Origin of the sequence: Mangrovimonas aestuarii (genome assembly GCF_028767185.1) — a bacterium.
Taxonomy (GTDB): Bacteria; Bacteroidota; Bacteroidia; order Flavobacteriales; family Flavobacteriaceae; genus Mangrovimonas_B; species Mangrovimonas_B aestuarii.
This window is the reverse complement of sequence record NZ_JARACK010000003.1, coordinates 292,388-314,917: the sequence shown is the minus strand read 5'-3', so window position 1 is coordinate 314,917 and position 22,530 is coordinate 292,388. Positions and strand designations below refer to the sequence as shown.

The following is a 22,530-nucleotide window of genomic DNA, read 5'->3' as shown; positions in this document are numbered from 1 at the left end:
TTAACCTTAATATATATAGGGGTATTTAGTATTTCCTGAAAATCGAAAAACTAAATTTAAACATAAAATCCTAAAATACAATCTATTAAAGATTAAAAGCAGTAAAATTGGTTAGCCTTTTGAAAGCTTTGTTTTTTGAAGGTTTTCAATGGCTATTTTGAGTGATTTAACAATTTTGTCATTTTTTCTTTTAATAATAATAACCGTAAAAATGACAATAAGTATAGCAATTAGCACAACTAACAAATTGAATTTAATGTCTCTTTTTGCCTGTTGTTTTTGTTTTTGTATTGCCTTAGAAAAATCGGTAATTGAATTACTTATTGATGCTCTTTCTAACTCTTTTACCTTAAGTTGAGTTTTATAAAACAGCTCGGAGTATTTTTGATATTTTTCTTTATCGTTTAATGCCAGATAGTTTTCATAAAGTCCTTCATAAATTTCCCTATTCAATACAAGGTCTCCCACTGTAGCAGAAAGTTGTAGCGCCGTGTTTAAAAACCCTATTGCCTCTTGGTAGTTTCCTTCTAATGTGTAAACTTCCGCCAACCCTTTCAATCCAAAAGCTACAAGGCTATTAGCCCCTCTTGTTTCTGCCAATTCTATGGCTGCATTATAACTTTCAATTGCAGATTTGTAGTCTCCCAAAAGGATAAAGCAGTTACCTCTATTGTATTGCACAACACTTCTGTTCCGAAAATTATCAGTGTTTCCACTTGTCTTCCAATACTCTTTCAGGCTTTTTTCAAAAAACTCCAGAGCTATATCACAGCTCAACTTGTCCTTATAAACAAGGCCTTTCACAGCATATATACTTGGCAGATAAGATCCTAATTTTTGTCGATTATTTTTATCTAAAGCTAAACGCTCAGCTTCATCCAGAAACTGTATAGCCTTATCGAAAACCCGCAATTGTTGATAAAAAGTAGCTGTTCTCCAAAGTACGTCCACTTTGAGCTCTACATCGTCAACCCCTTGAATAAGTTCATTGGACTCAACCATTAAACTCAAAGCCTTTTGGTAATCTCTTTTAGCTCCATATGCTGTGGCCACTAGCACCAACCCCCTTATACGGGTATTGATTTCGTAATTTTGATTATTGTAGACCTCCAAGCCCATTTCTATAGCTTTATTGGGGTCTTCATAAATTTCATTAATGGCCCTGTTAAGAATGCTATCTATATCCTTCTGGTGTATGTGGGTTCTTGTATTTCCCTGCCAAAAGCTTAGGAAAAAAACAATGATTATAGCATATGTTTGAGTTACGTTCATTAATTCGTATCGCTATTTTGCTCCTTTTCTTCCCTTAACAGATTAATAAAGGTAACTGGAGTCATCCCTACAATAGTTTTAAAAACCGTAGCAAATGTACTATGAGATGAGAATCCCCCTTTTTCGGCAAGGAAACTAATTTTATAATGAATGTAATTAGGATCGTTCTTTAATCTATCAATAATATAATTAATACGGAGTTTATTTATGTATGTATTGAAATTGTCTCCATAATGCCTGTTTATCACCTCTGAAAGGTACTTTGTATTAGTTTCAAAGTTGCCAGCAAGTAACGCTAAAGACATTTCTTTATTTAGATATTTAGTTGACTTTTCAAATCTTTTTAATTTAGCGATTAGCAGTTGTTCTGTTTCATCGGGAATAGATAGTTTTTTAACTACTTTTTTCTTTTTTGAAGTACTACTAAGCAACTGTTTTCTGCTAACTTCAAGATAATTGATTATCTCACTTAATTTCCTTTTTTGCGAAATACCTTTGTAAAATACAACAACAGCAAATAACAATACAACAAACAACAAAGCTAATGTAACATAAAAGTAATAGCTATGTTTATCTTTAACTTGCTTAAAACTATATTGATATTCAGCTGTTAACAAACTATATGATGTATTAATAGCCTCTTGTTCCAATTGCTCTAACTCACTAGATATAAGTAAAACTTTTGCATTAAATTCTCCGTGTTTCTCCTTATCGTTTACAGCTAAATAAGTTCGTGCCAAGCCTAAGTTAATCTTTTCCAACAATGGGATATTATTAAGTTTCTCTCCAAACTCTAAGGCTTTAAGGAAAGCAGCTTCTGCCTCTAAGTAACGCTTTTGCTGTAAGTAGAGATAACCTAACTCGTTCAAAATTTCACCTGCATCAAAAAAATTAAGATTGTTTTGAGCCTCCAAACGAGATAATGCAGAGTTAAAAGCAGTTTCTGCGAAGTCCAGCTCAAAAATATTCTTTAGAGCTCTTCCCTTAAGGATATCAAACTTTTGAGCTAATAAAAGACTGTTTTCCAAGAAAGTTTTATTGCTTTTCTTCAAGTCAACCAAAATGTCGAAAGCCTTTTGGGCTTCTTGTCTTTCAATATATTTTGCAGCCTCTTCAAATACGAAAAGCACCTTTAATGAATCTTTTTTTCGCTCTGAATTTATTAATTCTGATGCTAATTTGGCTTTATAAAGACATTCCTCAGATTGCTTATCAAGGTAAAGAAACCTAAATAACTTTGCTCTTAAAAGATTGTTCTCTACTTCCGTTATTGGATTCTGTGTGATTAAATGATCTCCATTATAGAAAGCCTTCTGTATTGCTGCATTCCAATTTCCTTTAACGTAATATGCCTCTGATAGTATATTGAAAAATGAAGCCTTAAATGAATCGTTGGATGATGAGGAAAGTAAATGTTCTCCAATTTTAATAGATTCGTCTGGATTATAGTATATAAATTCCTCAGCCTTGTTTAAAAGTTGCTCCGTTTGAGATTGTAAAACGCCCGTAAAAAAAACAAACGAGATAAGTAGAAAGCTATTAAGCCCACTAAAAAGTTTATTTTTTCCATTATTGGATAATAAGCGTTGGTTTTGCACTAAAGTTTTATTTTGCCTTTTTATTTGTTAATCAAGACGCCTATTTCTTCCAGAGCATCTGCGATCTTTCTATCATTAGCTAATCGAGGTAATTTGTTTTGTCCCCCCAATTTTCCAATGGATTTCATATATTTTTGGAAGCCTTCTGGTTGAACAACTTTGACTTTCAAAGGTTTTAGCACTTTGCCCACAATCAAATCATCGTAATAGCTATTCTGCTTTCTCAAACATTGGTCAACTATTGATGAAAATTCATTTAAATCAGCTGGTGTCTCTTCAAATTCGATGAACCATTCGTGATAGGGTAAACCTTCCTTTGGAGTTATCTGTGGCGCTACAGTAAACTCAGAAACCTGTATATTGGTGTTGGCTAATGCATCCTGTAGAGCCTGCTCAACTTCTTTACCTATAACATGCTCACCAAAAGCAGAAATAAAATGCTTTATGCGCCCAGTAACAACAACTCTAAATGGTTTAAGAGATGTAAAAGCAACTGTATCTCCTACATTATAAGCCCATAGTCCGGCATTAGTCGACACAATCATAACATAGTTTACTTCAAGCTCTACATCTTTAATGGTAATTCTAGTTGGGTTATCGTCAAAAAAATCTTCAGCCTTAATAAATTCATAGAAAATACCTGAATTAAGTTGTAACAACATTCCCTTTTCAGTTTGTGAATCTTGAAATGCAAAAAATCCTTCACTAGCAGGATATAACTCTATGCTATCAACTCTTCTCCCAATCAAACTTTCGAATTTTGCTCGATAAGGTTCAAAATTTACGCCCCCATATATGAACAATTCAAAATTCTGGAAAACTTCGCCAACAGGTTTTCCTGTTTTTTCAATTATTCTTTCGAAATACATTTGAACCCATGGAGGAATCCCAGAAATAATGGTCATATCTTCAACTAAAGTTTCCTCAACAATGGCATCTACTTTAGATTCCCAATCTTCAATACAGTTGGTTTCCCAACTAGGCATTCGGTTTCTTTGTAGATATTTTGGCACATAATGAGCCACAATACCTGAAAGACGCCCTAGCTGTATTCCATTTTTCTCTTCTAAAACAGGACTTCCCTGAAGAAATATCATTTTACCATCTACAAAACTTGAATTTCCCGTTTCATGAACATACATCAGAATTGCGTTTCTTGCCGCCTCAATATGACTCGGCATAGAGTCTCTGGTTATTGGAATATACTTCGCACCAGAGGTGGTTCCAGAAGTCTTAGCAAAATAAATAGGCTTCCCTTTCCAGAGAATATCTTTCTCACCTGCAACAACTCTATCCACATAGGGTCGTAACGCTTCGTAATCACGAACGGGTACACGTTTTGTAAAATCGTAATGCGAATTAATGCTCACAAAATCATGATCCTTTCCAAATACAGTGCCCGCACCTGTAGAAATTAACTCTTGGAACACCTTCTCCTGAGTTTCCACAGGATTCTTGCTCCATTTCTTTATGGATTTATATACCCGTTTTGCAAAGGGTTTTGCCAATGCCGATTTTAATGATATCATTTATTTAAAATCAATGAAATTAGTTGGATTTACCGGATAGCCATCACTCCATAGCTCAAAATGTAAGTGCGGTCCGGTTGTTAGTTCTCCAGTATTACCAGCAATGGCAATAACCTCTCCAGCTTTAACCAAATCGCCTTGATTTTTTGTTAATGAAGCATTGTGTTTGTATACCGAAATTAATCCATGACTGTGTTCTAATATAATTACATAACCTGTATCGGTTGTCCATTCTGCAAAAATAACGGTTCCGTCTCCTACGGCCTTTATTGGAGTGTCTTTAGCAACAACTATATCTACAGCGAAATGTTTATCCTTAGGATTGTATATATCTGATATAGTTCCGCTAACAGGGGGAAACAACACAAAATTTGCCGAAGATGTAGCGGTTTCAAAAAAGTTGTACTTATCCTCTTTGTCTACTTTTTCCCTTAATAAAGAATCCTCTTTACTTGGTTTTAAATCAACTTCACTAACCTCTAACTTAATGGCCTCTGTTAGCGAGTCCCTGTTGAATCCTTTTGAACTCACGTCACCAGTTAGTACTTTTTTTATGGAAGCATAGTAGCGCTCGTTCATATTAACTACCTGCTGTAATGAATCGGTTTTATAGAGTAATGTCGTTGCTTTTTTTCTTAATGAAGTCGACGAATAGCCTGGAATATACTCCCTAAGAGGTGTAAACGCTATTAGCACGGTTGTCAATGCGATTAGTAAAATAGAAGACAGCGACACCAAAACAAACACATTCAAGCGCGTTAATTTCAACGATAATCGTTCTTCAAAAGTATCTTCGTTTAAAATTACCAAACGATACTTATGCAGTAACTTTTTTGTAATCTTCTTTGTCTTATTCTTTTTCTGGTTCATGCGAACACAAAATTAGTTAAAAATAACAGCATCCTCCGATTTCGCTAATACTAAAGTTAACTTAAAAGAACATTATTTGAGTTTATATTATTAACTTTGTAGCCTAAACAAACATCACAATGAGTTTATTAGGAACATTTTTGGTTATAGGTCCTTGGCAATATGTAATGATTGCTGTATTGGTATTATTGTTATTTGGCGGGAAAAAAATCCCAGAACTAATGCGCGGTCTAGGAAGCGGCATCAAGGAATTCAAGGATGCAAGCAAAGATGAAGACGATACAGCTTCAAACAAAAAGGATTAATTACTTACCAGTTTAAGATATAAAAAAACCCGACAAATATTTGTCGGGTTTTTTTATATCTTAAAGGTTCTATTAATTCAATTGTATAGACTTCATTATAGCTTCCAATTCAAACATATAATCCCGCTTTTCTACCGAAGGAGCAAAAGTAAATCCTTCTATAACCAATAAACGGTTATTAGCTTCATCATCTATTATATAGTTAACAAATGGACCAGACATGAAAGCATTTTTAACGTCCCATAGTCCTTTGGTTTCTATAGTGGGTTTGTTGTCTATAATACCATCAAAAACATAAGGAGCATAGGCTTTTTCGGTAATCATGTAACTTCCATCTGTTGGTCCAGGAATATGTACTTTACCAATGGAATCCCTAAGTTTTATAATTTGGTTCACAACACTATCATTACGAGTAATGGCATGCCTAGGCAACTCAAAGAGCATAATATTCTGGGTTCCTGTTGTAATATCCTTTCTTATCCAAAAGAAACCATTTTCATTTTTAGCTATCCTGTAAGCGGTTGGAAATTTAAGATTAACACCCAAGTCCTTTTTAATGTCTCCTAAATCATGTAATGATAGGGAGATTCGACGTTGTTTTTCTTTAATTTCTTCATTCTTGAACGCCTCCACAATTTTGGTTGCGTTCTTAGTAAGTAACTCAATAAACTGTTGATTAGTGCTCCCACTAACAACAACTACCTTTTGTGGTCGTGCAAATACATCGTTAATAATTTTTACACTGGCACTATCACTTTTCTCCAGTTTAAGTATCGTTCTGTTTTTTGTTGCAAAATCGGAAAACACAGATGGAGGCATTTGATTGATTGTAAACAAAGGCTCATCTTGTGGTAATCCATCAACTGGAGCAGCGAGAATACTTCTTATGGCCTCTCCTACTTCTCCTTGCCATAGATCATTATCTACAACTACAGATAGACTATTAATGTTTCCTGATGACTCTGGAATAATTCTTCTTGAAGCTGACTTTCCATCTTTACAGCCAAAAACTGTAATAAGCATCAACCCCAACAAAAAAATGTGTCGCATAATGGTTAGGTTTATTGGGAACTTTCTATTTAAGCTTTAGATAATTTTAGCGTCATTCCCGGTTTAAGGTTACTACCACTAATATCGTTCCAATCTTTTAAATTCTGAATGGAAATTCCAGGAAATTTTTGTGCAATGCTCCATAAGGTATCTCCTTTCTTCACAGTATAGTTTTTTTCACTATTAGAACTGTTACTTGATTTTGAAACAGATGCAACACTAGCAACCGGTTTTCTAGGGTAAATAGTTAACCTTTGCCCTACTCTAATATTATTACTTCTTAAACCATTCCACTGTTTAATTTGGCTCACTCGAACCCCATACTTTCTTGCAATCAACCCAAGGTAATCGCCAGATCTTACACGGTATCGTATTCTGCTTTCCGCTTCAAAAAACTGAGGTAGCGGTTTTTCACGTTTATCAAATTCAGCTTTGGCATAAGAATAAATCGCTTTTTCGTTAGCAACAAATGGCCCTACAACGGTTTTAGGTAAGCGCAACACATAGTCTTCATCCTTGATATATGGAATGATATCCAATTTATAAGATGGATTCAAAAACTGTAGTGCTTCAATATTAACACCTGTAACTTCAGAAACCTGATCTAGTGTGATCATCTGCTTAACACGAACCGTATCCGTTTCAAAATAAGCAAACTCAGGTTTAAGGTCTCTTTCAAACCCATGTTCTTCAGCATACTCAAAAATGTACATTGTAGCCAAAAACGCTGGCACATAACCTGCTGTTTCACGAGGCAGAAACCCTCTTAAGTTCCAATAATTTTGGTATCCTCCAGAACGACGGATTGCCTTGGTTACATTTCCAGGTCCGGAGTTATAAGCCGCCAAAGCCAAATCCCAATCCCCGAAAATTTCATATAATTTTGAAAGGTACTTAGCAGCTGCTTCTGTAGACATAATAGGGTCGCTACGCTCATCTACATAACTACTCACTTCCAATCCATACATCTTTCCGGTGGAGAACATAAACTGCCAAAGCCCGGTAGCTCCAACCCTAGATTTTGCTTTTGGGTTTAGCGCCGACTCTACAATAGCAAGATACTTCATCTCCAAAGGAATATTGTAATTATCCATTTCCTTTTCAAACATTGGGAAATAGAACTCACTCAGCGTCATTAAACGCTGCAGAGACTTTCTTCGGTTTTTTAGATACGACTTAATAACGCTCTCCAAAACCGGATTATAACTTACGTTAAAAGGCGTTTTAGCGTTTAAAAGCTCTAAACGATGTTTAAGTGTATCTGTACTTAATTCTGGGTATTCTATTTCCGCTTCGGGAAGATCTACAATGGTTGGATTAAGCGTATCGTATTGGGTAATACTGTACAATTCTTTCAACCATTTGTTATCCAAGTCAGAAGCTATAACATGATCTTTAAGATTTTTGATGTCCAAGCTGTCTTGGTGTGCTTTAATAGGCTTTACGGCCAGTGAATTTCCATCTAAAACACTATCGTTCTCCGTAAGCTCTACAATTTTTTGGGTTTTGGTATTGTTTTGCAAACTATCTTGCGCAACTACGGCACCTACACTAAAGAGTGCAAGAGCCAATACCGATGTTTTAAAATGCATACTCTACTATGTTATTTTAATACAACGCTGTACCGGACTTGTTATTATAAAGTCCTGATTATTAATAAATATACGGATTTATTTCAGTATCGCAGCGATACCCGGTAGTGTTTTTCCTTCTAAACTTTCAAGCATTGCACCACCTCCCGTACTCACATAACTCACTTTATCCTGAAAATCAAATTGCTTCACTGCCGCTACAGAATCACCTCCCCCTACAAGCGAGAAAGCACCATTCTTAGTAGCATCGGCAATGGCATGGCCAAGGGCAATGGTTCCTTTGGCAAAAGCTTCCATTTCAAAAACACCCAATGGTCCGTTCCATAAAATTGTTTTAGACTTAGCAATAACATCGGCGAACTGCTTTTCGGTTTCCGGCCCGACATCAAGTCCCATCCATCCATCAGGGATAGTGTTAACAGGAACGATTTGTGTATTGGCATCGCTTTTAAAAGCATCGGCAGCAACAGCATCTACAGGTAAATGTACTTCTACCCCTTTAGCTTTAGCCTGTTCCAAAATAGAATTTGCCAATTCCAATTTGTCGTCCTCTACAAGAGAGCTTCCAATAGCCCCACCTTGTGCTTTTATAAACGTAAAGGTCATTCCACCACCAATGATCAAGTGGTCTACCTTGTCTAAAATATTCTCTATAATGGTGATTTTAGAAGACACTTTCGCCCCTCCCAAAATAGCCGTCACTGGCTTTTCACCAGTTTTTAAAACTTTATCGATGCTTTCAATTTCCTTTGCCAACAACTCTCCAAAACATTTGTTTTCAGCAAAGTATTGCGCCACTATGGTTGTTGAGGCATGGGCACGGTGTGCCGTACCAAAAGCATCGTTTACATAAATGTCGCCAAGTTTAGACAATTGCTCAGCAAACGCTTCGTCTCCAATAGTTTCCTCACTGTGAAAGCGCAAGTTTTCCAATAGTAAAATCTCCCCTGGCTTAAGGTTCTTTGCAGCCTCTTCCGCCTTTTCACCAACACAAGCATCAACAAATTTTACCTCCACACCAATCACATCAGATACTGTACTCACAATATGACGTAAAGAGAATTCATCCTGAACACCTTTTGGACGCCCTAGGTGCGACATTAAAATACAACTACCCCCATCTTCTAAAACTTTAATGATCGTTGGCTTAGCAGACTGAATACGTGTATCATCGGTTACCTGAAAATCAGCATTCAATGGCACGTTAAAATCTACTCGAATTAAAGCTTTCTTATCCTTAAAGTTAAAATCGTTTAGGGTCTTCATAGTTTAAATTTTAAAGTTGCAAATATAGTTTATTCTCAATACAATTAAGATTGGATTTCCGTTATCTTTGCTTCATGCAATTTTCAGAGATACTTGGACAGGAGCACATTAAGAAACATTTAACACAAAGTGCCGACCACGGACGCATCCCCCACGCGCAATTATTTGTAGGTCCCGAAGGATCAGGAACTTTGCCTATGGCCTTAGCCTATGCGCAATACGTGGTATGTAAGAATGTAAATGGTGAAAACGGCAATGGTGTTGAAGCCTGTAATATTAAGTTCGATCACCTATCACATCCCGACTTACATTTTGCATTTCCTGTAACTACCACAAATTCAGTAAAAAGCCATCCTGTTTCAGCCCATTTTATGGAAGAATGGCGACAAATGCTAAAGGAAGAACCTTACGGCAATCTGTTTGATTGGTACAAGATTTTAGGGGTTGATAATAAACAGGGTCAAATAGGGGTTGATGAAGCTCAGGATATTGTAAAAGCACTCTCCTTAAAAGCTTATGAAGGCGGTTATAAAATCATGATTATTTGGATGGCCGACAAGATGAATACTGCCGCCGCCAATAAATTACTTAAACTGATTGAAGAGCCACCTAGCCAAACTGTTTTTATCCTGATAGCAGAAGATGAAGAACAAATTATCAATACCATTCGCTCGCGCTGCCAAGTACTTCATTTCCCGCCTTTAGCCGAAACCGTTATAAAAGACGCCTTGATTGCCAAGTTTGATTTAGACGAAGCAACCGCAACACGTTTTGCTCATCAAGCAAACGGCAATTTTAATAAGGCTTGTGATTTAGTAGAACAGGATAGTGAAGACCTTCAATTTGAAGAATGGTTTGTATTCTGGGTACGCTCTGCTTTTAAAGCAAAAGGCAACAAGGGAGCCATTCACGATTTGATTTCCTGGAGCGAGGACATTGCAAAAACAGGTCGTGAAACCCAAAAACAGTTTTTGGATTTTTGCATGAATATGTTCCGTCAAGCCATGCTTTTAAGCTACAATGCAGAAGGTTTGGTGTATTTAGAACCACAAACAAAAGGGTTTACTTTAGACAAATTTGCACCGTTTGTACACAATGGTAACATTATGGAAATCAGTGAAGCTCTTCAGGATGCCATATACCACATAGAGCGTAACGGAAACTCTAAAATTATCCTTACCGATTTATCCATACAATTAACAAGGTTGTTGCATAAAAAGGAGGTTTAAGAAAACATATTTCTACTCAATAGAATAAACAATAGAGGAAAAAAATCAACATCAAGTTTTACCCTTTACAGTTTATTACAAAGAAGGAGGGTTAAGAAAACTATTTTGAATCCTTATAATTTTCATTCAAAGCGGTTAACACCTCTTGGGTTATATCGAGCTTCTCATCACCGTATAGTACACTTCCAGCCTCATTGCTCCCTAAGATATAAGTATATCCATGCTCTTTTCCATAGCTATTAACAAAGCCCTTCACCTTTACCAATAGCGAATCAATATCGTTTTGACTATTTTCCGCTATTTGTTGAGCTTCCATTTGTATTCCTGTACGTGTATCGCGCTGTGTGACAACAAACGCATCATAAGCAGCTTGAGCGTCTTCTTTTGATAAATTTTTAGCTTCTTCCTGAAGCATGTCAAATTTAATCTTGAGGATTCGAGATAAGCTATCCGCTTTCTTTTTGGATTTTTCCAATTCTGAATTATATCGATTTTCCAGATCTTGCTTTTCTAAATAGTCATTTATCAAAACCGAATTATCTACGTAAGCTATTTTTTGTTGGTTACATGATACCAAAAGCAAAAGTCCTGAAAGACTCAATAGAATTTTTTTCATTTGTGAAATTTTAACGAAGCTAATCATTTGTAGCAGGAAAATAGTAAAGAAAACATATTATAAATAAAAACTATAACAAGCTACACACAACATAAAACAAAACTATTAAAAACCGATTAAAATTAAGCGTTTTAAGCACATTTCTTCAAAAACAAAACCGAAGACACACTTAAACTTAAAACAAGTCCTTATTAAGTCTTATTTTCGTTTTTTACTCATTTTTGATCACATAAATCAAGGAAGAATACTCTCCAGTCCGCAAAGCTTTAAAATTTGAACGCAAGCCATTCAAAAATCCGATTACTAAATGCATTTTTCCAGTTTTGTGTTTTTCGGAAAGTAAACTCACATAAAAAGAATCGAAAGTCATGGGTAATATTTTTTCAACTCTCATACCGACTCCCATAAACAATCTTTTTATAGACGTTTGGGAAAAATGCCAAAGATGACGTGGAACATCATAAGCCGCCCAAAACTCTTTATAGTGTTTCGCATCGAAACTTTTGTAGTTGGGAACAGCTATAATTAAAGTTCCCGTTGGTTTCAACAAACGATTTAAAATTTGAATCTGTTCGTTGAGATTTGGCAAGTGCTCCAAAACGTGCCAAAGTGTAATGACATCAAACGATCCTTCTTCAAGTCTTTCCAATTCATCAACATCAAAAACAACATCACCTACTTTTTCCTTAGCAATAGTTCTAGCAGATTCGTTCGGTTCTATTCCCGTTACCTCCCAGTCTGCTTGTTTTGCTGTATTCAAAAAATCTCCTGTTCCACAACCAATATCCAAAAGTCGTTTTCCATTTTTTGAATATTTGTATATCAATTTCAATTTATTCAGCAAAGCATATGAACGCACCATGTGATATACTTTTTCAAAAAGGTTTCGCTTCGTATCGGTATGTGAAATATAATTATCGCTTTCGTAATAACTACCCAGTTCTAATACATCTGGAACAGGATATGTTTCCAACATATCATAAGTTTCATTATAACGCAATTCAAATGTTTCACCAGAAACGGAATAATCTTTACACTTTAAGTACGGTTGTGAATTTTTATCGGACATGATTTATGAATAATCAGAATAAATTGAAGATTGAAAACTGTGATGTTTTCCGAAAGCAATATTATGTAAATTCAATAAGTTTCGAAAAGTAAATTACAGAATAATTTACAGTCTATTGAATTTTGTAATTCGTATTTCATTACTCCAACTAAGATCAAATTGTATTACAAGAATCGACAAAATTAGAAACCTTCAACTTCAAAAAATAGAATAAAAGCAAACCTTATTTGTAACATGGAAAAACTAAAAACAAAACACACAATAAAATAAACATGGAGATTTTGAATCGGAATATGTATCAAGAAACAGAAATAAAATTACATTTTGAAAAGGGAAATTTCAGCTTTGAACAACTCACAAAACTGAAGAATCAAAACAGAATTATTCACTTCATCTAAGAACATTTTTAAAAACGTTTGTCAATTTTATAAAAACAAACACAGCTGAAAGGGTCTTCATTTCATTCAACAACTCTCCTATTCCCTGCGATTAATTTCTAAAGAACTATTAAAAGGCAAACATTATATAAATTGAGAAACAGTTTGTTTTCGCCAAAAAACTCATTAAACTACACAAAAAAAAGGGTGTTATTCAACACCCTTTTTCACTTAATCCATATAATTGTTCCACGTGGAACGAATGAAATTATCTTCCCATGTAAACCAATAACACTGAAATATCGCTTGGTGAAACACCACTGATTCTGGATGCTTGAGATACTGTTGTTGGCTGTATTTTATTTAATTTCTCACGAGCTTCATAACTCATGGACTTAATATTTGAATAATTATAATTAGATGGGATTTTCACATCCTCCAATCTATTTAACTTGTCGGCATTTTGCTTTTCCTTTTCGATATATCCAGAATATTTAACCTGGATTTCTGCTTGCTCAATCACCTCAGAATCCAATTCATTTTCGTTGATATACACATCAACATCATTAAACTTTCTAATATCGGCAATCGTAATCTGAGGTCTTGAAAACACCTTAAATATTTTGTCGGATTGCTTCATCAACGAAGAACCTTTCTCCTCTAAGACAGGGTTAGCCTCTTCTGGTTTAACACTCGTATTTTTAAAAAACTCAACCAAACCTGATGATTTTCTCTCCTTTTCCTCCATACGTTTCATACGGTCTTCAGTAGCCAATCCTATTTCAAACGATCGCGGCGTTAAACGGAAATCAGCATTATCCTGACGCAACAAAGTCCTATATTCAGCACGAGAGGTAAACATCCTATAAGGCTCTTCCGTTCCTTTTGTGATCAAATCGTCAATAAGAACACCTATATACGCTTCGTTACGTTTCAATATAAACGGATCTTGTTCCTGAACTTTCAAACTAGCATTTATACCAGCAATCAAACCTTGAGAACCCGCTTCTTCATAACCCGTAGTTCCATTTATCTGACCAGCGAAATACAACCCTTCCACAAGCTTTGTTTCCAACGTATGCTTTAATTGTGTTGGCGGGAAATAATCGTATTCTATAGCATAACCAGGTCTAAAGAATTTTACGTTTTCAAAACCTGACACAGATTTCAATGCTTTAAATTGAACATCCTCCGGCAAGGAAGTAGAAAAACCATTAACATATACTTCTACCGTATTCCATCCTTCTGGTTCTACGAAAATTTGATGACGATCTTTATCAGCAAAACGATTAATCTTATCCTCAATAGATGGACAATAACGCGGTCCTAAACTTTGGATTCTTCCATTAAACATTGGTGAGCGATCGAATCCTTCACGAAGTAAATCATGAACTAACGTACTAGTGTATGTTTTATAACACGAACGCTGTTCCGTTAACGGCTTTGTCACGTCCAAATAAGAGAACTTATCAGGATTATCATCACCTGGCTCCTCTTCCATTTTAGAATAATCCAAAGAACGACCATCAACACGTGGAGGCGTTCCCGTTTTCATGCGGCCAGCTTCAAAACCAAGTTCAACTAGTTGCTCAGTTATTCCTGTAGCAGCTCTTTCACCGGCTCGACCACCTCCGAAATTTTTATCTCCAATATGGATCAATCCATTCAAAAACGTTCCGTTTGTCAGCACAACGGTATTGGATTTAATTTCAATACCAAGCGACGTTCTTACACCAACAAGCTTATCACCTTCCATCAGCAGCCCAGAAACCATATCCTGGTAGAAATCAAGATTCGGAGTCTGCTCGAGCATATTTCTCCACTCTTCTGCAAAACGCATGCGGTCACTCTGTACCCTTGGACTCCACATTGCAGGTCCTTTAGATTTGTTCAACATCTTAAACTGAATTGCCGAGCGGTCGCTCACAATTCCACTGTATCCACCCAAGGCGTCAATCTCCCTTATTATTTGTCCTTTTGCAATTCCACCCATGGCTGGGTTGCATGACATCTGTGCAATGTTCTGAAGATTCATTGTCACCAAAAGGGTTTTACTTCCCATGTTAGCTGCAGCTGCCGCTGCCTCGCTACCTGCGTGCCCAGCACCAACAACAATTACGTCGTATGTATCTTGAAATAAACTCATAAATGTTCCACGTGAAACAATTGTTCCTAAAAAATCGTACAAATATACACTTAATTACTGAATACTAAGCTATTATATTCAGGTAGTAGTCTTCCTTTGAGCGCATTACCTTCGCTTCTTCGTCAGTCTTATCTTTATAACCACAATAATGAAGAACACCGTGAACGATAACGCGCTTTAATTCCGTTTCAAAGTCAACTTCGAAATCCTTTGCATTATCTTCTACACGTTCAACTGAAATGAATATATCTCCTGAAATCAACTTGCCCATCGTATAGTCAAAGCTTATGATGTCGGTTAATGTATCATGGTCTAAAAACTCTACGTTAAGTTTATGAAGATATTCATCATCACAAAAAATGTAATTGATTTCTCCTTCGCTACAACCTTCTTGTTCTATAACATCAGATATCCATGAACCGATACCATTCTCATCCGATAAATTAAATTCTGTTTCGTAATTAAAGCTGATCATTATTGTCCTTAAAATACTGTTGTACTTTCTTTTTGTAATTATGGCGCAAAGGTAAGCTTTGTCTATTTAAAATTTCTGTGGTGTTAAAATATTGTTTGATATCAGGTGTATTGTCATTAACAGAGTTATTGAAGTCTTGATAATTGGTTTGTGATTCTCTTTTAGTATCACGCCCTTGTTGAAAAGTAGCATTCTCTAATTTTAATAATTGATGTTTAAGTTCAATCATTTTACTCATCGTGCGCTGGGTGATTCCGTTGTTTAATAAATCCAACTCTACATTTTCCATATCCTTTAGCAGCTTCTCTCCAGCTTTATTTCGTAAACCTTCCTTGTCCATTAATTGAAAAAGTGATTCTCGCAATTGTTGTTGTTGCTGGTAAATTTCAAACAATTCACCATTCATTTCCTCACCGTTCATTTCCCCTTCTCCATCTTGGCCGCCTTTACCTTCACCTTTACCCTGTTTACCTTTGTCACCTTTTTGTTCACCTTCTTTATCACCATTCTCTCCATCTTTACCTTCGCCTTCTTGGCCGCCTTCACTCTTACCTTGCTTACCCATCATCTCCTCCATCTTCTTATTAAGCTCTTCTTGGCTAATTATAATATCTTGTAGTTGTTGTCCATTTTGTCCTTGACCTTGCTTTCCTTGTCCTGAACCACTGCTCATCATCATCTGCATTTGCATCTGCATACTGTTGAGCGTTTCACTTAGAAAGTCTGCCAAGTTGTTCGCAGCAGTAATAGTGTATTGCTGACTGGCGATACCTTGGTACAACATGTTTTCAGAAAATTGACCCAAAGATTTGTCTATATTGAAATACACTTCGTTTATTTCCTTATTTACAAATTCTGAAATCATAGGCTGTCTAAGCGACAGAGCAAATAGACTGTCATCAACATGCTGGAAATGCTCTCTTAAGTCACTTTGCTTCCTTAAGTAGTTAGCATATTCATTGTGATTAACCTCAATGCTGCTAAATTGGTTCATGACATTTTCCTGATTAAAAGAAAATAAAATAAGGTTATCAAGAATCTGTCTAATCATATCCATATCCTCCGACATTTGCTCAGCGCCTCCGCCTCCTCCTGACATTTGCATCATCATTTGTTCCGACATTTGCTTCATTTTTTGAGCAGCTTGCTTTTGTTTCTTTTGTGCATTTCCAGCATTTTTTTGCTGCTCTTGAGGGTTGTTTGATTGTTCTTGTTGCTCTAAAGACTCCTGAGCATCCTGCTGATCTTTATCAATTTCTTCTTCTGATTTTTTATCACGTTTTAAATCCATTGGTCGTTTAAGACCCTTATTATCCTTTTGCAGAGAATCCATTTCCTTCTTAAAATCATCGAACTTTTTGTTTAGACTATCTTGTTCTTTAGAAGAATTTTCTTTCTCCGTTTTGTTGGACAACTCTTCTTGCTCCTTTGCTAATTGATCAAGTTCCTGTTGCAGTCTTTCATATTTCTTGCCTACGTAATAGTGTTTAGTCAACTCAAGCAACTGCTCCATACTACGCTTTTTGTTTTTATTCTGTTTAGCAAGTTGTTCAAGTTTGTCGTTTAAATTCTCTTTATCGATTTTCTCCTGAAGCTTTTCGAGTTCTTCCAATAACTTCTCATCACGCTCCAATTGCTCCTCATTCTCCCTTAAGCGTTCTTTTAAAGATTCCTTAAAAGCATCTGGTTGTGTTTCATCAAACTTTTCAAGGTGTTCTTGTTCCTGCTTATTGAATTGCTTCATAAGCTCGTCTTGTTGTTTCTGACGCTTTAAAAATTCCTCAAGTTTCTTCTTGTCGCTAAAATTGAGTTGATTCTTTTCCTTTTGAGTTTTAGAAATCTCTTTCAATTCATCCTCTTGTTCTTCAAAATTCTTAAGAGATTGTTTCAGGTCATCAATAGTTTCACTTTGCTGTTGTAGTTGTCTATCTTTCTCTTCATCAACTGTCCGCTTTCTAAATCGGAAAACAGGACTTTTACTACTCTTAAATCCATTAACAGCATCGTTGTCGGTTACCTCAAAATACACATCGTAAGGAACCCCTGGTTCTATCTCAAGCTGTCCAGGGAATGTATATAGGAACTCATCAAAGTTATCCTGTTTTATTGTTATATTACGATTGATAGTTTTTTCAGGATTATCTGAAGGATTGAAATGTACTTTAAGGCCACGTAATCCATAATCATCACTTAATTGTCCATGGAAATACATGGTTTCCATATCCAAAGAATCCAGTTTCATCTGTACTTTAATTTCCGGATTTAAATCCTTCAGAACATCTATTCTGAAACTCAATTCTTCATAGTCATTGAAATTTTTGTTGGAGGTGTGAAGATTGTAATCAAACGGATTGACTACCATTTTTTCAATGCTGAATATATCATTGATCTTAGCAAACTGGGTAGTATCATTAGCAAAAAACACAACTTGATCGGTTGCATTAGTAGAAAGCTCCCAACGTATATTTGTTCCTTCAGGAACAACAGCATTTCCTGTACTTTTAATTACTGCATCTTTCTTTCCGGTATATGCAGGATAGTCTAAATACATACTGAAACCAACAATAGATGGTACTTCTGAAACTTTCAGAATGTAATCTCTTGAATTGACATCATTGGCAGATAAGAAAAATTCTATATCAGTCGTTGGTTTGGTGAATACGTACTCAAAACTTCCTGTTCCTTTATTCTGTAGATAATATTCTTCATCATTAAAATGGATCTTGGCAGATTCTGGCATCAATTTACCGGCCGTTTTAACCACCAACTTGAAATCTTTATTTTCTTCTCCCTTCAAGGATTCATTTACCACAAAAAACTGAAATGGTGCTGGTGGTTCGTAAGCTGTACTATGGTTAATAACCCTTTTATAACTATCGCTAAACCATTGATATTTCCCACTGATTAATGAAATAAGAATTATTAATAACGGTACAATAGCATATTTTAGGTATTTAATGTTACTCTTAAAATTAATAGCCATTTTGAAAGGCACAGGACTAAGTTCAATCGATTTTTGATCAATACTAGCAAGTAACAATTCGGATTGTGAGTTACTTGATTTAAGTTGTAGAACATTCAGTAATTTATCACTCACTTCTGGAAAATGGTTCCCAATGATCTTTGAGGCCGATTCGTAATCGAGTCCTTTTTGGAGTTTGAACAGTTTAGAAAAGGGCAACACTATAAATCTTGCAAATAGCACCACTTCTACCGTAACAAACAACCAGAACAAAATGGTTCTTGCTTTAGGATTTAACCAAAGTACATACTCCACAAAAAGCGTGAATAAAAAATACAGCATTCCTATAGAAAAGAATAAAATACTTCCTCTCAACAATTCGTTTATATAGTATTTTTTTATAAATGCCTCAAGCTTTTGCTGAATGGTGGTAAAGTGATTCAAAGTGCAAATGTTTAGTTAACTTATAAAGCTACAATTTTATTTTCCTTGCCGTTTATAATAGACTGTTAATTGTATCTTTGCAAACAAAATTAAGAATAATGAGTAAACCCGTACGTGTACGCTTTGCGCCCAGTCCTACAGGGCCTTTACATATTGGTGGTGTTCGTACTGCCCTTTTTAACTATTTATTTGCCAAAAAACACAATGGAACGTTTGTGCTTCGTATAGAAGACACCGATCAAAACCGTTATGTTGAAGGTGCCGAGAATTACATTATAAATGCATTGAATTGGTGCGAAATGCCTTTTGATGAAGGTCCTGGTAAAGAAGGTAATTTTGGTCCTTACAGGCAAAGTGAACGTAGAGAGATGTATCGTCAGTATGCTGATCAATTAGTTGCTGAAGGGAAAGCTTATTATGCATTTGATACAGCTGAAGACTTAGACAACCATAGAAAGTCTCATGAAGCTGAAGGAAAGACTTTCATCTATAACTGGCACAACAGAATGAAGCTTCAAAATTCCTTGGCACTTACTGAAGAAGAGGTTAAAGCTAAATTGGATGCTGGTGAAGATTATGTAATTCGTTTTAAATCGCCACAGGATGAAACCCTTCATTTAAAGGATATTATTCGTGGTGATATCAAGATTGATACCAATACTTTGGATGATAAGGTTTTGTTCAAAGCTGATGGTATGCCAACCTATCACTTGGCAAATATTGTTGACGACCATTTAATGGAAATTACCCATGTTATCCGTGGTGAAGAATGGTTGCCTTCATTGGCTTTGCACCAACAATTATACGATGCCTTTGGATGGGAAGCTCCTGAATTTGCTCACCTACCATTGATTTTAAAACCTAAAGGAAAAGGGAAATTAAGCAAGCGTGATGGTGATAAAATGGGATTCCCTGTTTTCCCATTGGAATGGAAAGACCCTGCTAGTGGCGATGTTTCCAGAGGATATAAAGAAGATGGCTATTTCCCAGAAGCTGTAACAAACTTCTTGGCATTCTTAGGGTGGAACCCTGGAACAGAGCAAGAACTGTTCAGTATGGATGAGTTAATCCAAGCCTTCGATTTAGCTAAAGTAAACAAGGCTGGTGCTCGTTTTGATCCAGATAAAACTAAATGGTTCAATCACCATTACATGCAAGAACAACACAACGATGATTTGGCCGAAGCTTTTAAAGCTAAACACAAAGAACTTGCTGATATTGATGTTAACTTCATTTCAATGGTTGTTGGCTTGGTAAAGGAACGTGCCACATTCATCAGTGATTTTTGGGATTTAACAAACTACTTCTTTGTTACTCCTGAAAGCTATGATGAAAAAGCTTCTAAAAAAGCTTTTAAAGAAGATACAGGAGAGGTTATTGACAAATTGGTAGAGATTATCACTTCGGTTGAAGATTTCTCTGTAGAAAACCTACAAACAGCTATTAAAAGTTGGATTACTGATCAAGGTATAGGCTTTGGTAAGGTAATGCAACCGTTACGATTATCGTTGGTTGGTGCTTTACAGGGACCTGATGTTTTCGATATTATTTTCCTGATTGGTAAAAACGAAACTATAAAACGATTGGAGAAAGCAAAAGCTGAATTACTATAAAAAAAAGCGGGCTTCAATGACCCGCTTTTTTGTTTTTAGAAAGATATTATTCCAGAAAAAACAAACATACTTTGAAGACCTTTGAAACGACCATCTCCACCCGATGTATTCAAATTGGCATCGTTTAATTTATTCAGCATATTAGTAAACCCATAAATATACTGTCCTCGGAGTTTAAAATGCCCCATCCCAAATGTCATCCCAACGGCTCCATTAAAGTTAAAAGGGCTTATATCGGTTATTTCATCTGCAGTGATACCTTGATAGTTAGTAATTAAATAATTCTCTTGATTATCGTCTGTAAGTTGCATTTCTCCGTTGTACTGCAACATTGGGCCAATATCTAGAGTAATGTAGGTCTGCACAATCTTTATATGCATGAGCATCGCCAATTGTGCCATGAACACTTTGTATTCTATTTCTTCTCTATTTGATAACAAACTAGTTGGACTAGCTTCAATGGAGAATTTATTCTCCGATATCTGCATGCCGTAACTAATGTTATACCATTTATGTGGCAAATCGCCAGTTGCTGAAAGCCCTAAAATCCAACCATTACCAGGTGAAGTATTGAAATTATCGGTTTGTAAATCAAACTGGGTTAATCCGCCCATAATTCCAACTCCATTGGTAATCGGATAGGTTTTGTGCTGTGAATACGATTCTGTAACAAAAAGGGTACTAGTTACTACTAATAGGGTGAGAAGATATTTTTTTCGCATGACTTTTCTTTAAAGTACTGTAATCAAATATACTATATTTAAACTTTTATAACCTCTAACCATTTAATAACCATTATGGACATTTTTTTAATCCCAGTATTTGTCATTGGACTACTAGTCCTTATTTCATCGTTTTTCATTGTTAAGCAACAATCTGCTGCCGTAATTGAGCGCTTTGGTAAATTCCATAGCATTCGTCAATCAGGTTTACATCTTAAAATTCCTTTGATAGATAGAGTGGCTGGACGCTTAAGCCTTAAAATTCAACAGCTGGATGTTTTGGTGGAAACCAAAACATTAGATGATGTATTTGTAAAACTAAAAGTTTCCGTACAATTTGTCGTAATCAAGGATAAGGTTTACGATGCCTTTTATAAATTGGATTATCCTCATGACCAGATAACTAGTTATGTATTTGATGTTGTTCGTGCTGAAGTTCCTAAAATGAAATTGGATGATGTATTCGTTAAAAAGGATGATATAGCAATTGCAGTTAAATCAGAATTAAACGATGCTATGTTGGATTATGGATTTGATATTATTAAAACCTTGGTTACCGATATTGATCCAGATGCCCAAGTAAAAGCTGCAATGAACCGTATTAACGCCTCTGAGCGTGAAAAAATAGCCGCTCAGTACGAAGGGGATGCCCAACGTATTTTAATTGTAGAAAAGGCTAAAGCAGAGGCTGAGAGCAAGCGTTTACAAGGACAGGGTATTGCCGACCAAAGACGTGAAATTGCACGAGGATTGGAAGAATCTGTAGAAGTACTGAACAAAGTGGGTATTAACTCCCAAGAAGCATCCGCATTAATTGTTGTAACCCAACACTACGATACTTTACAAGCCATAGGTGAAGAAACCAACAGTAACTTAATCTTGCTACCAAATTCACCCCAAGCAGGAAGTGATATGTTAAACAATATGGTAGCTAGCTTTACAGCAAGTAACCAAATTGGAGAAGCTATGAAAGAAGCTAGAGAGAAAAAGAAAAATTCTGATAACGAAAACGACAAATAAGATGTTAGTTACTACAACAAACACATTAGAAACGCATAAAATTCAGCAGTATTTAGGTATCGTTACTGGCGAAACCATTATTGGTGCAAACATATTCAAAGATTTCTTTGCAGGCATTAGAGATATCGTTGGTGGCCGTTCCGGTTCTTACGAGAGTGTATTACGTGAAGCCAAAGATATAGCTCTCAAGGAAATGACAGATAGAGCCAGACAAATGGGTGCCGATGCAGTTGTTGCTGTTGATTTAGATTATGAAACAGTAGGTTCAAATGGCGGTATGCTTATGGTTACGGCTTCAGGAACGGCTGTGAAATTTTAAAACCATACTTTTATAGAAACTAAAAAACCCTCTTGTAAATTCAAGAGGGTTTTTCT

At 35.8% G+C, this 22,530-nt stretch carries 18 protein-coding genes; 5 read left to right on the top strand and 13 right to left on the bottom strand.

The annotated features are described in order from the left end of the window. Positions 1-111: 111 nt before the first annotated feature. The 4 genes from PWU04_RS06130 to PWU04_RS06115 are packed head-to-tail and all read right to left on the bottom strand — an operon-like array spanning position 112 to position 5,269. Positions 112-1,272, bottom strand: a complete 1,161-nt coding sequence (locus PWU04_RS06130; protein ID WP_274475007.1) for a tetratricopeptide repeat protein — start codon at positions 1,270-1,272, stop codon at positions 112-114. Next, the gene (locus tag PWU04_RS06125; RefSeq protein WP_274475005.1) at positions 1,272-2,870 is read right to left on the bottom strand and encodes a helix-turn-helix domain-containing protein; all 1,599 of its coding nucleotides are present in this window, start codon (positions 2,868-2,870) and stop codon (positions 1,272-1,274) included. Before PWU04_RS06125 ends, PWU04_RS06130 begins: the two co-directional genes overlap by 1 nt. 20 nt (positions 2,871-2,890) lie before the next feature. Continuing rightward, entirely contained in the window at positions 2,891-4,399 is a 1,509-nt protein-coding gene (locus PWU04_RS06120; protein WP_274475004.1) for a GH3 auxin-responsive promoter family protein, read from the bottom strand. Next, on the bottom strand, positions 4,400-5,269 hold the full coding sequence (locus PWU04_RS06115) for a M23 family metallopeptidase (RefSeq protein WP_274475002.1): 870 nt from the start codon (positions 5,267-5,269) through the stop codon (positions 4,400-4,402). A gap of 119 nt (positions 5,270-5,388) precedes the next feature. On the opposite strand from PWU04_RS06115, the gene PWU04_RS06110 reads away from it, so the two are divergent. Next, the gene (locus tag PWU04_RS06110; protein ID WP_274475001.1) at positions 5,389-5,574 is read left to right on the top strand and encodes a Sec-independent protein translocase subunit TatA/TatB; all 186 of its coding nucleotides are present in this window, start codon (positions 5,389-5,391) and stop codon (positions 5,572-5,574) included. Between the two features lie 72 nt (positions 5,575-5,646). Here the strand turns inward: PWU04_RS06110 and PWU04_RS06105 are convergent, their stop codons facing one another. The 3 genes from PWU04_RS06105 to PWU04_RS06095 form a co-directional block, all read right to left on the bottom strand. Further along, complete coding sequence (locus tag PWU04_RS06105; RefSeq protein WP_274475000.1) at positions 5,647-6,624, bottom strand: DUF4837 family protein; 978 nt, start codon at positions 6,622-6,624, stop codon at positions 5,647-5,649. A 29-nt stretch (positions 6,625-6,653) separates the two neighbouring features. Further along, positions 6,654-8,216, bottom strand: coding sequence for a LysM peptidoglycan-binding domain-containing protein (locus PWU04_RS06100; RefSeq protein ID WP_274474999.1), 1,563 nt, complete (start codon positions 8,214-8,216; stop codon positions 6,654-6,656). A 78-nt stretch (positions 8,217-8,294) separates the two neighbouring features. Then, positions 8,295-9,482, bottom strand: a complete 1,188-nt coding sequence (locus PWU04_RS06095; RefSeq protein WP_274474997.1) for a phosphoglycerate kinase — start codon at positions 9,480-9,482, stop codon at positions 8,295-8,297. Positions 9,483-9,556: 74 nt separating this feature from the next. Here PWU04_RS06095 and PWU04_RS06090 point away from each other — a divergent pair, with 74 nt between their 5' ends. Then, positions 9,557-10,711 carry a DNA polymerase III subunit gene (locus tag PWU04_RS06090; protein WP_274474995.1) on the top strand — a complete coding sequence of 385 codons (1,155 nt, stop codon included), beginning with the start codon at positions 9,557-9,559 and terminating at the stop codon, positions 10,709-10,711. Positions 10,712-10,811: 100 nt separating this feature from the next. Here PWU04_RS06090 and PWU04_RS06085 read toward each other — a convergent pair whose 3' ends face one another. The 5 genes from PWU04_RS06085 to PWU04_RS06065 form a co-directional block, all read right to left on the bottom strand. Then, positions 10,812-11,327 carry an OmpH family outer membrane protein gene (locus PWU04_RS06085; protein WP_274474994.1) on the bottom strand — a complete coding sequence of 172 codons (516 nt, stop codon included), beginning with the start codon at positions 11,325-11,327 and terminating at the stop codon, positions 10,812-10,814. A gap of 211 nt (positions 11,328-11,538) precedes the next feature. Then, positions 11,539-12,396, bottom strand: coding sequence for a class I SAM-dependent methyltransferase (locus tag PWU04_RS06080; RefSeq protein WP_274474993.1), 858 nt, complete (start codon positions 12,394-12,396; stop codon positions 11,539-11,541). A gap of 645 nt (positions 12,397-13,041) precedes the next feature. Next, positions 13,042-14,919: a tRNA uridine-5-carboxymethylaminomethyl(34) synthesis enzyme MnmG gene (mnmG, locus tag PWU04_RS06075; protein ID WP_274474992.1), complete on the bottom strand. Its 1,878-nt coding sequence runs from the start codon at positions 14,917-14,919 to the stop codon at positions 13,042-13,044. Positions 14,920-14,983: 64 nt separating this feature from the next. Continuing rightward, positions 14,984-15,394: an rRNA maturation RNase YbeY gene (gene ybeY / locus PWU04_RS06070; RefSeq protein ID WP_274474991.1), complete on the bottom strand. Its 411-nt coding sequence runs from the start codon at positions 15,392-15,394 to the stop codon at positions 14,984-14,986. After that, entirely contained in the window at positions 15,381-18,800 is a 3,420-nt protein-coding gene (locus PWU04_RS06065; protein WP_274474990.1) for a DUF4175 family protein, read from the bottom strand. The genes ybeY and PWU04_RS06065 overlap by 14 nt, the downstream gene beginning before the upstream one ends. Positions 18,801-18,898: 98 nt before the next feature. Here PWU04_RS06065 and gltX point away from each other — a divergent pair, with 98 nt between their 5' ends. Next, positions 18,899-20,413, top strand: a complete 1,515-nt coding sequence (gene gltX, locus PWU04_RS06060) for a glutamate--tRNA ligase (RefSeq protein ID WP_274474989.1) — start codon at positions 18,899-18,901, stop codon at positions 20,411-20,413. Positions 20,414-20,448: 35 nt separating this feature from the next. On the opposite strand, the gene PWU04_RS06055 is transcribed toward gltX, so the two are convergent. Beyond that, positions 20,449-21,135 (bottom strand): hypothetical protein, encoded by a 687-nt coding sequence (locus tag PWU04_RS06055; RefSeq protein WP_274474988.1) that lies wholly within the window; start codon positions 21,133-21,135, stop codon positions 20,449-20,451. Between the two features lie 75 nt (positions 21,136-21,210). Here PWU04_RS06055 and PWU04_RS06050 point away from each other — a divergent pair, with 75 nt between their 5' ends. Next, a complete protein-coding gene (locus PWU04_RS06050; RefSeq protein ID WP_274474987.1) occupies positions 21,211-22,155 on the top strand; it encodes an SPFH domain-containing protein in 945 nt (314 codons plus the stop codon). A gap of 1 nt (position 22,156) precedes the next feature. Continuing rightward, a complete protein-coding gene (locus PWU04_RS06045) occupies positions 22,157-22,474 on the top strand; it encodes a heavy metal-binding domain-containing protein (RefSeq protein ID WP_274474986.1) in 318 nt (105 codons plus the stop codon). Positions 22,475-22,530: the final 56 nt, after the last annotated feature.

Excerpts from the sequence above, each read along its gene's own strand:
- PWU04_RS06055 (WP_274474988.1), bottom strand. The coding sequence starts at position 21,135 with ATGCGAAAAAAATATCTTCTCACCCTATTAGTAGTAACTAGTACCCTT.
- PWU04_RS06045 (WP_274474986.1), top strand. The coding sequence starts at position 22,157 with ATGTTAGTTACTACAACAAACACATTAGAAACGCATAAAATTCAGCAG.
- PWU04_RS06095 (WP_274474997.1), bottom strand. The coding sequence starts at position 9,482 with ATGAAGACCCTAAACGATTTTAACTTTAAGGATAAGAAAGCTTTAATT.
- PWU04_RS06130 (WP_274475007.1), bottom strand. The coding sequence starts at position 1,272 with ATGAACGTAACTCAAACATATGCTATAATCATTGTTTTTTTCCTAAGC.
- PWU04_RS06050 (WP_274474987.1), top strand. The coding sequence starts at position 21,211 with ATGGACATTTTTTTAATCCCAGTATTTGTCATTGGACTACTAGTCCTT.
- PWU04_RS06085 (WP_274474994.1), bottom strand. The coding sequence starts at position 11,327 with ATGAAAAAAATTCTATTGAGTCTTTCAGGACTTTTGCTTTTGGTATCA.
- PWU04_RS06080 (WP_274474993.1), bottom strand. The coding sequence starts at position 12,396 with ATGTCCGATAAAAATTCACAACCGTACTTAAAGTGTAAAGATTATTCC.
- mnmG (WP_274474992.1), bottom strand. The coding sequence starts at position 14,919 with ATGAGTTTATTTCAAGATACATACGACGTAATTGTTGTTGGTGCTGGG.
- PWU04_RS06110 (WP_274475001.1), top strand. The coding sequence starts at position 5,389 with ATGAGTTTATTAGGAACATTTTTGGTTATAGGTCCTTGGCAATATGTA.
- PWU04_RS06115 (WP_274475002.1), bottom strand. The coding sequence starts at position 5,269 with ATGAACCAGAAAAAGAATAAGACAAAGAAGATTACAAAAAAGTTACTG.
- gltX (WP_274474989.1), top strand. The coding sequence starts at position 18,899 with ATGAGTAAACCCGTACGTGTACGCTTTGCGCCCAGTCCTACAGGGCCT.
- PWU04_RS06090 (WP_274474995.1), top strand. The coding sequence starts at position 9,557 with ATGCAATTTTCAGAGATACTTGGACAGGAGCACATTAAGAAACATTTA.
- ybeY (WP_274474991.1), bottom strand. The coding sequence starts at position 15,394 with ATGATCAGCTTTAATTACGAAACAGAATTTAATTTATCGGATGAGAAT.
- PWU04_RS06100 (WP_274474999.1), bottom strand. The coding sequence starts at position 8,216 with ATGCATTTTAAAACATCGGTATTGGCTCTTGCACTCTTTAGTGTAGGT.
- PWU04_RS06105 (WP_274475000.1), bottom strand. The coding sequence starts at position 6,624 with ATGCGACACATTTTTTTGTTGGGGTTGATGCTTATTACAGTTTTTGGC.
- PWU04_RS06120 (WP_274475004.1), bottom strand. The coding sequence starts at position 4,399 with ATGATATCATTAAAATCGGCATTGGCAAAACCCTTTGCAAAACGGGTA.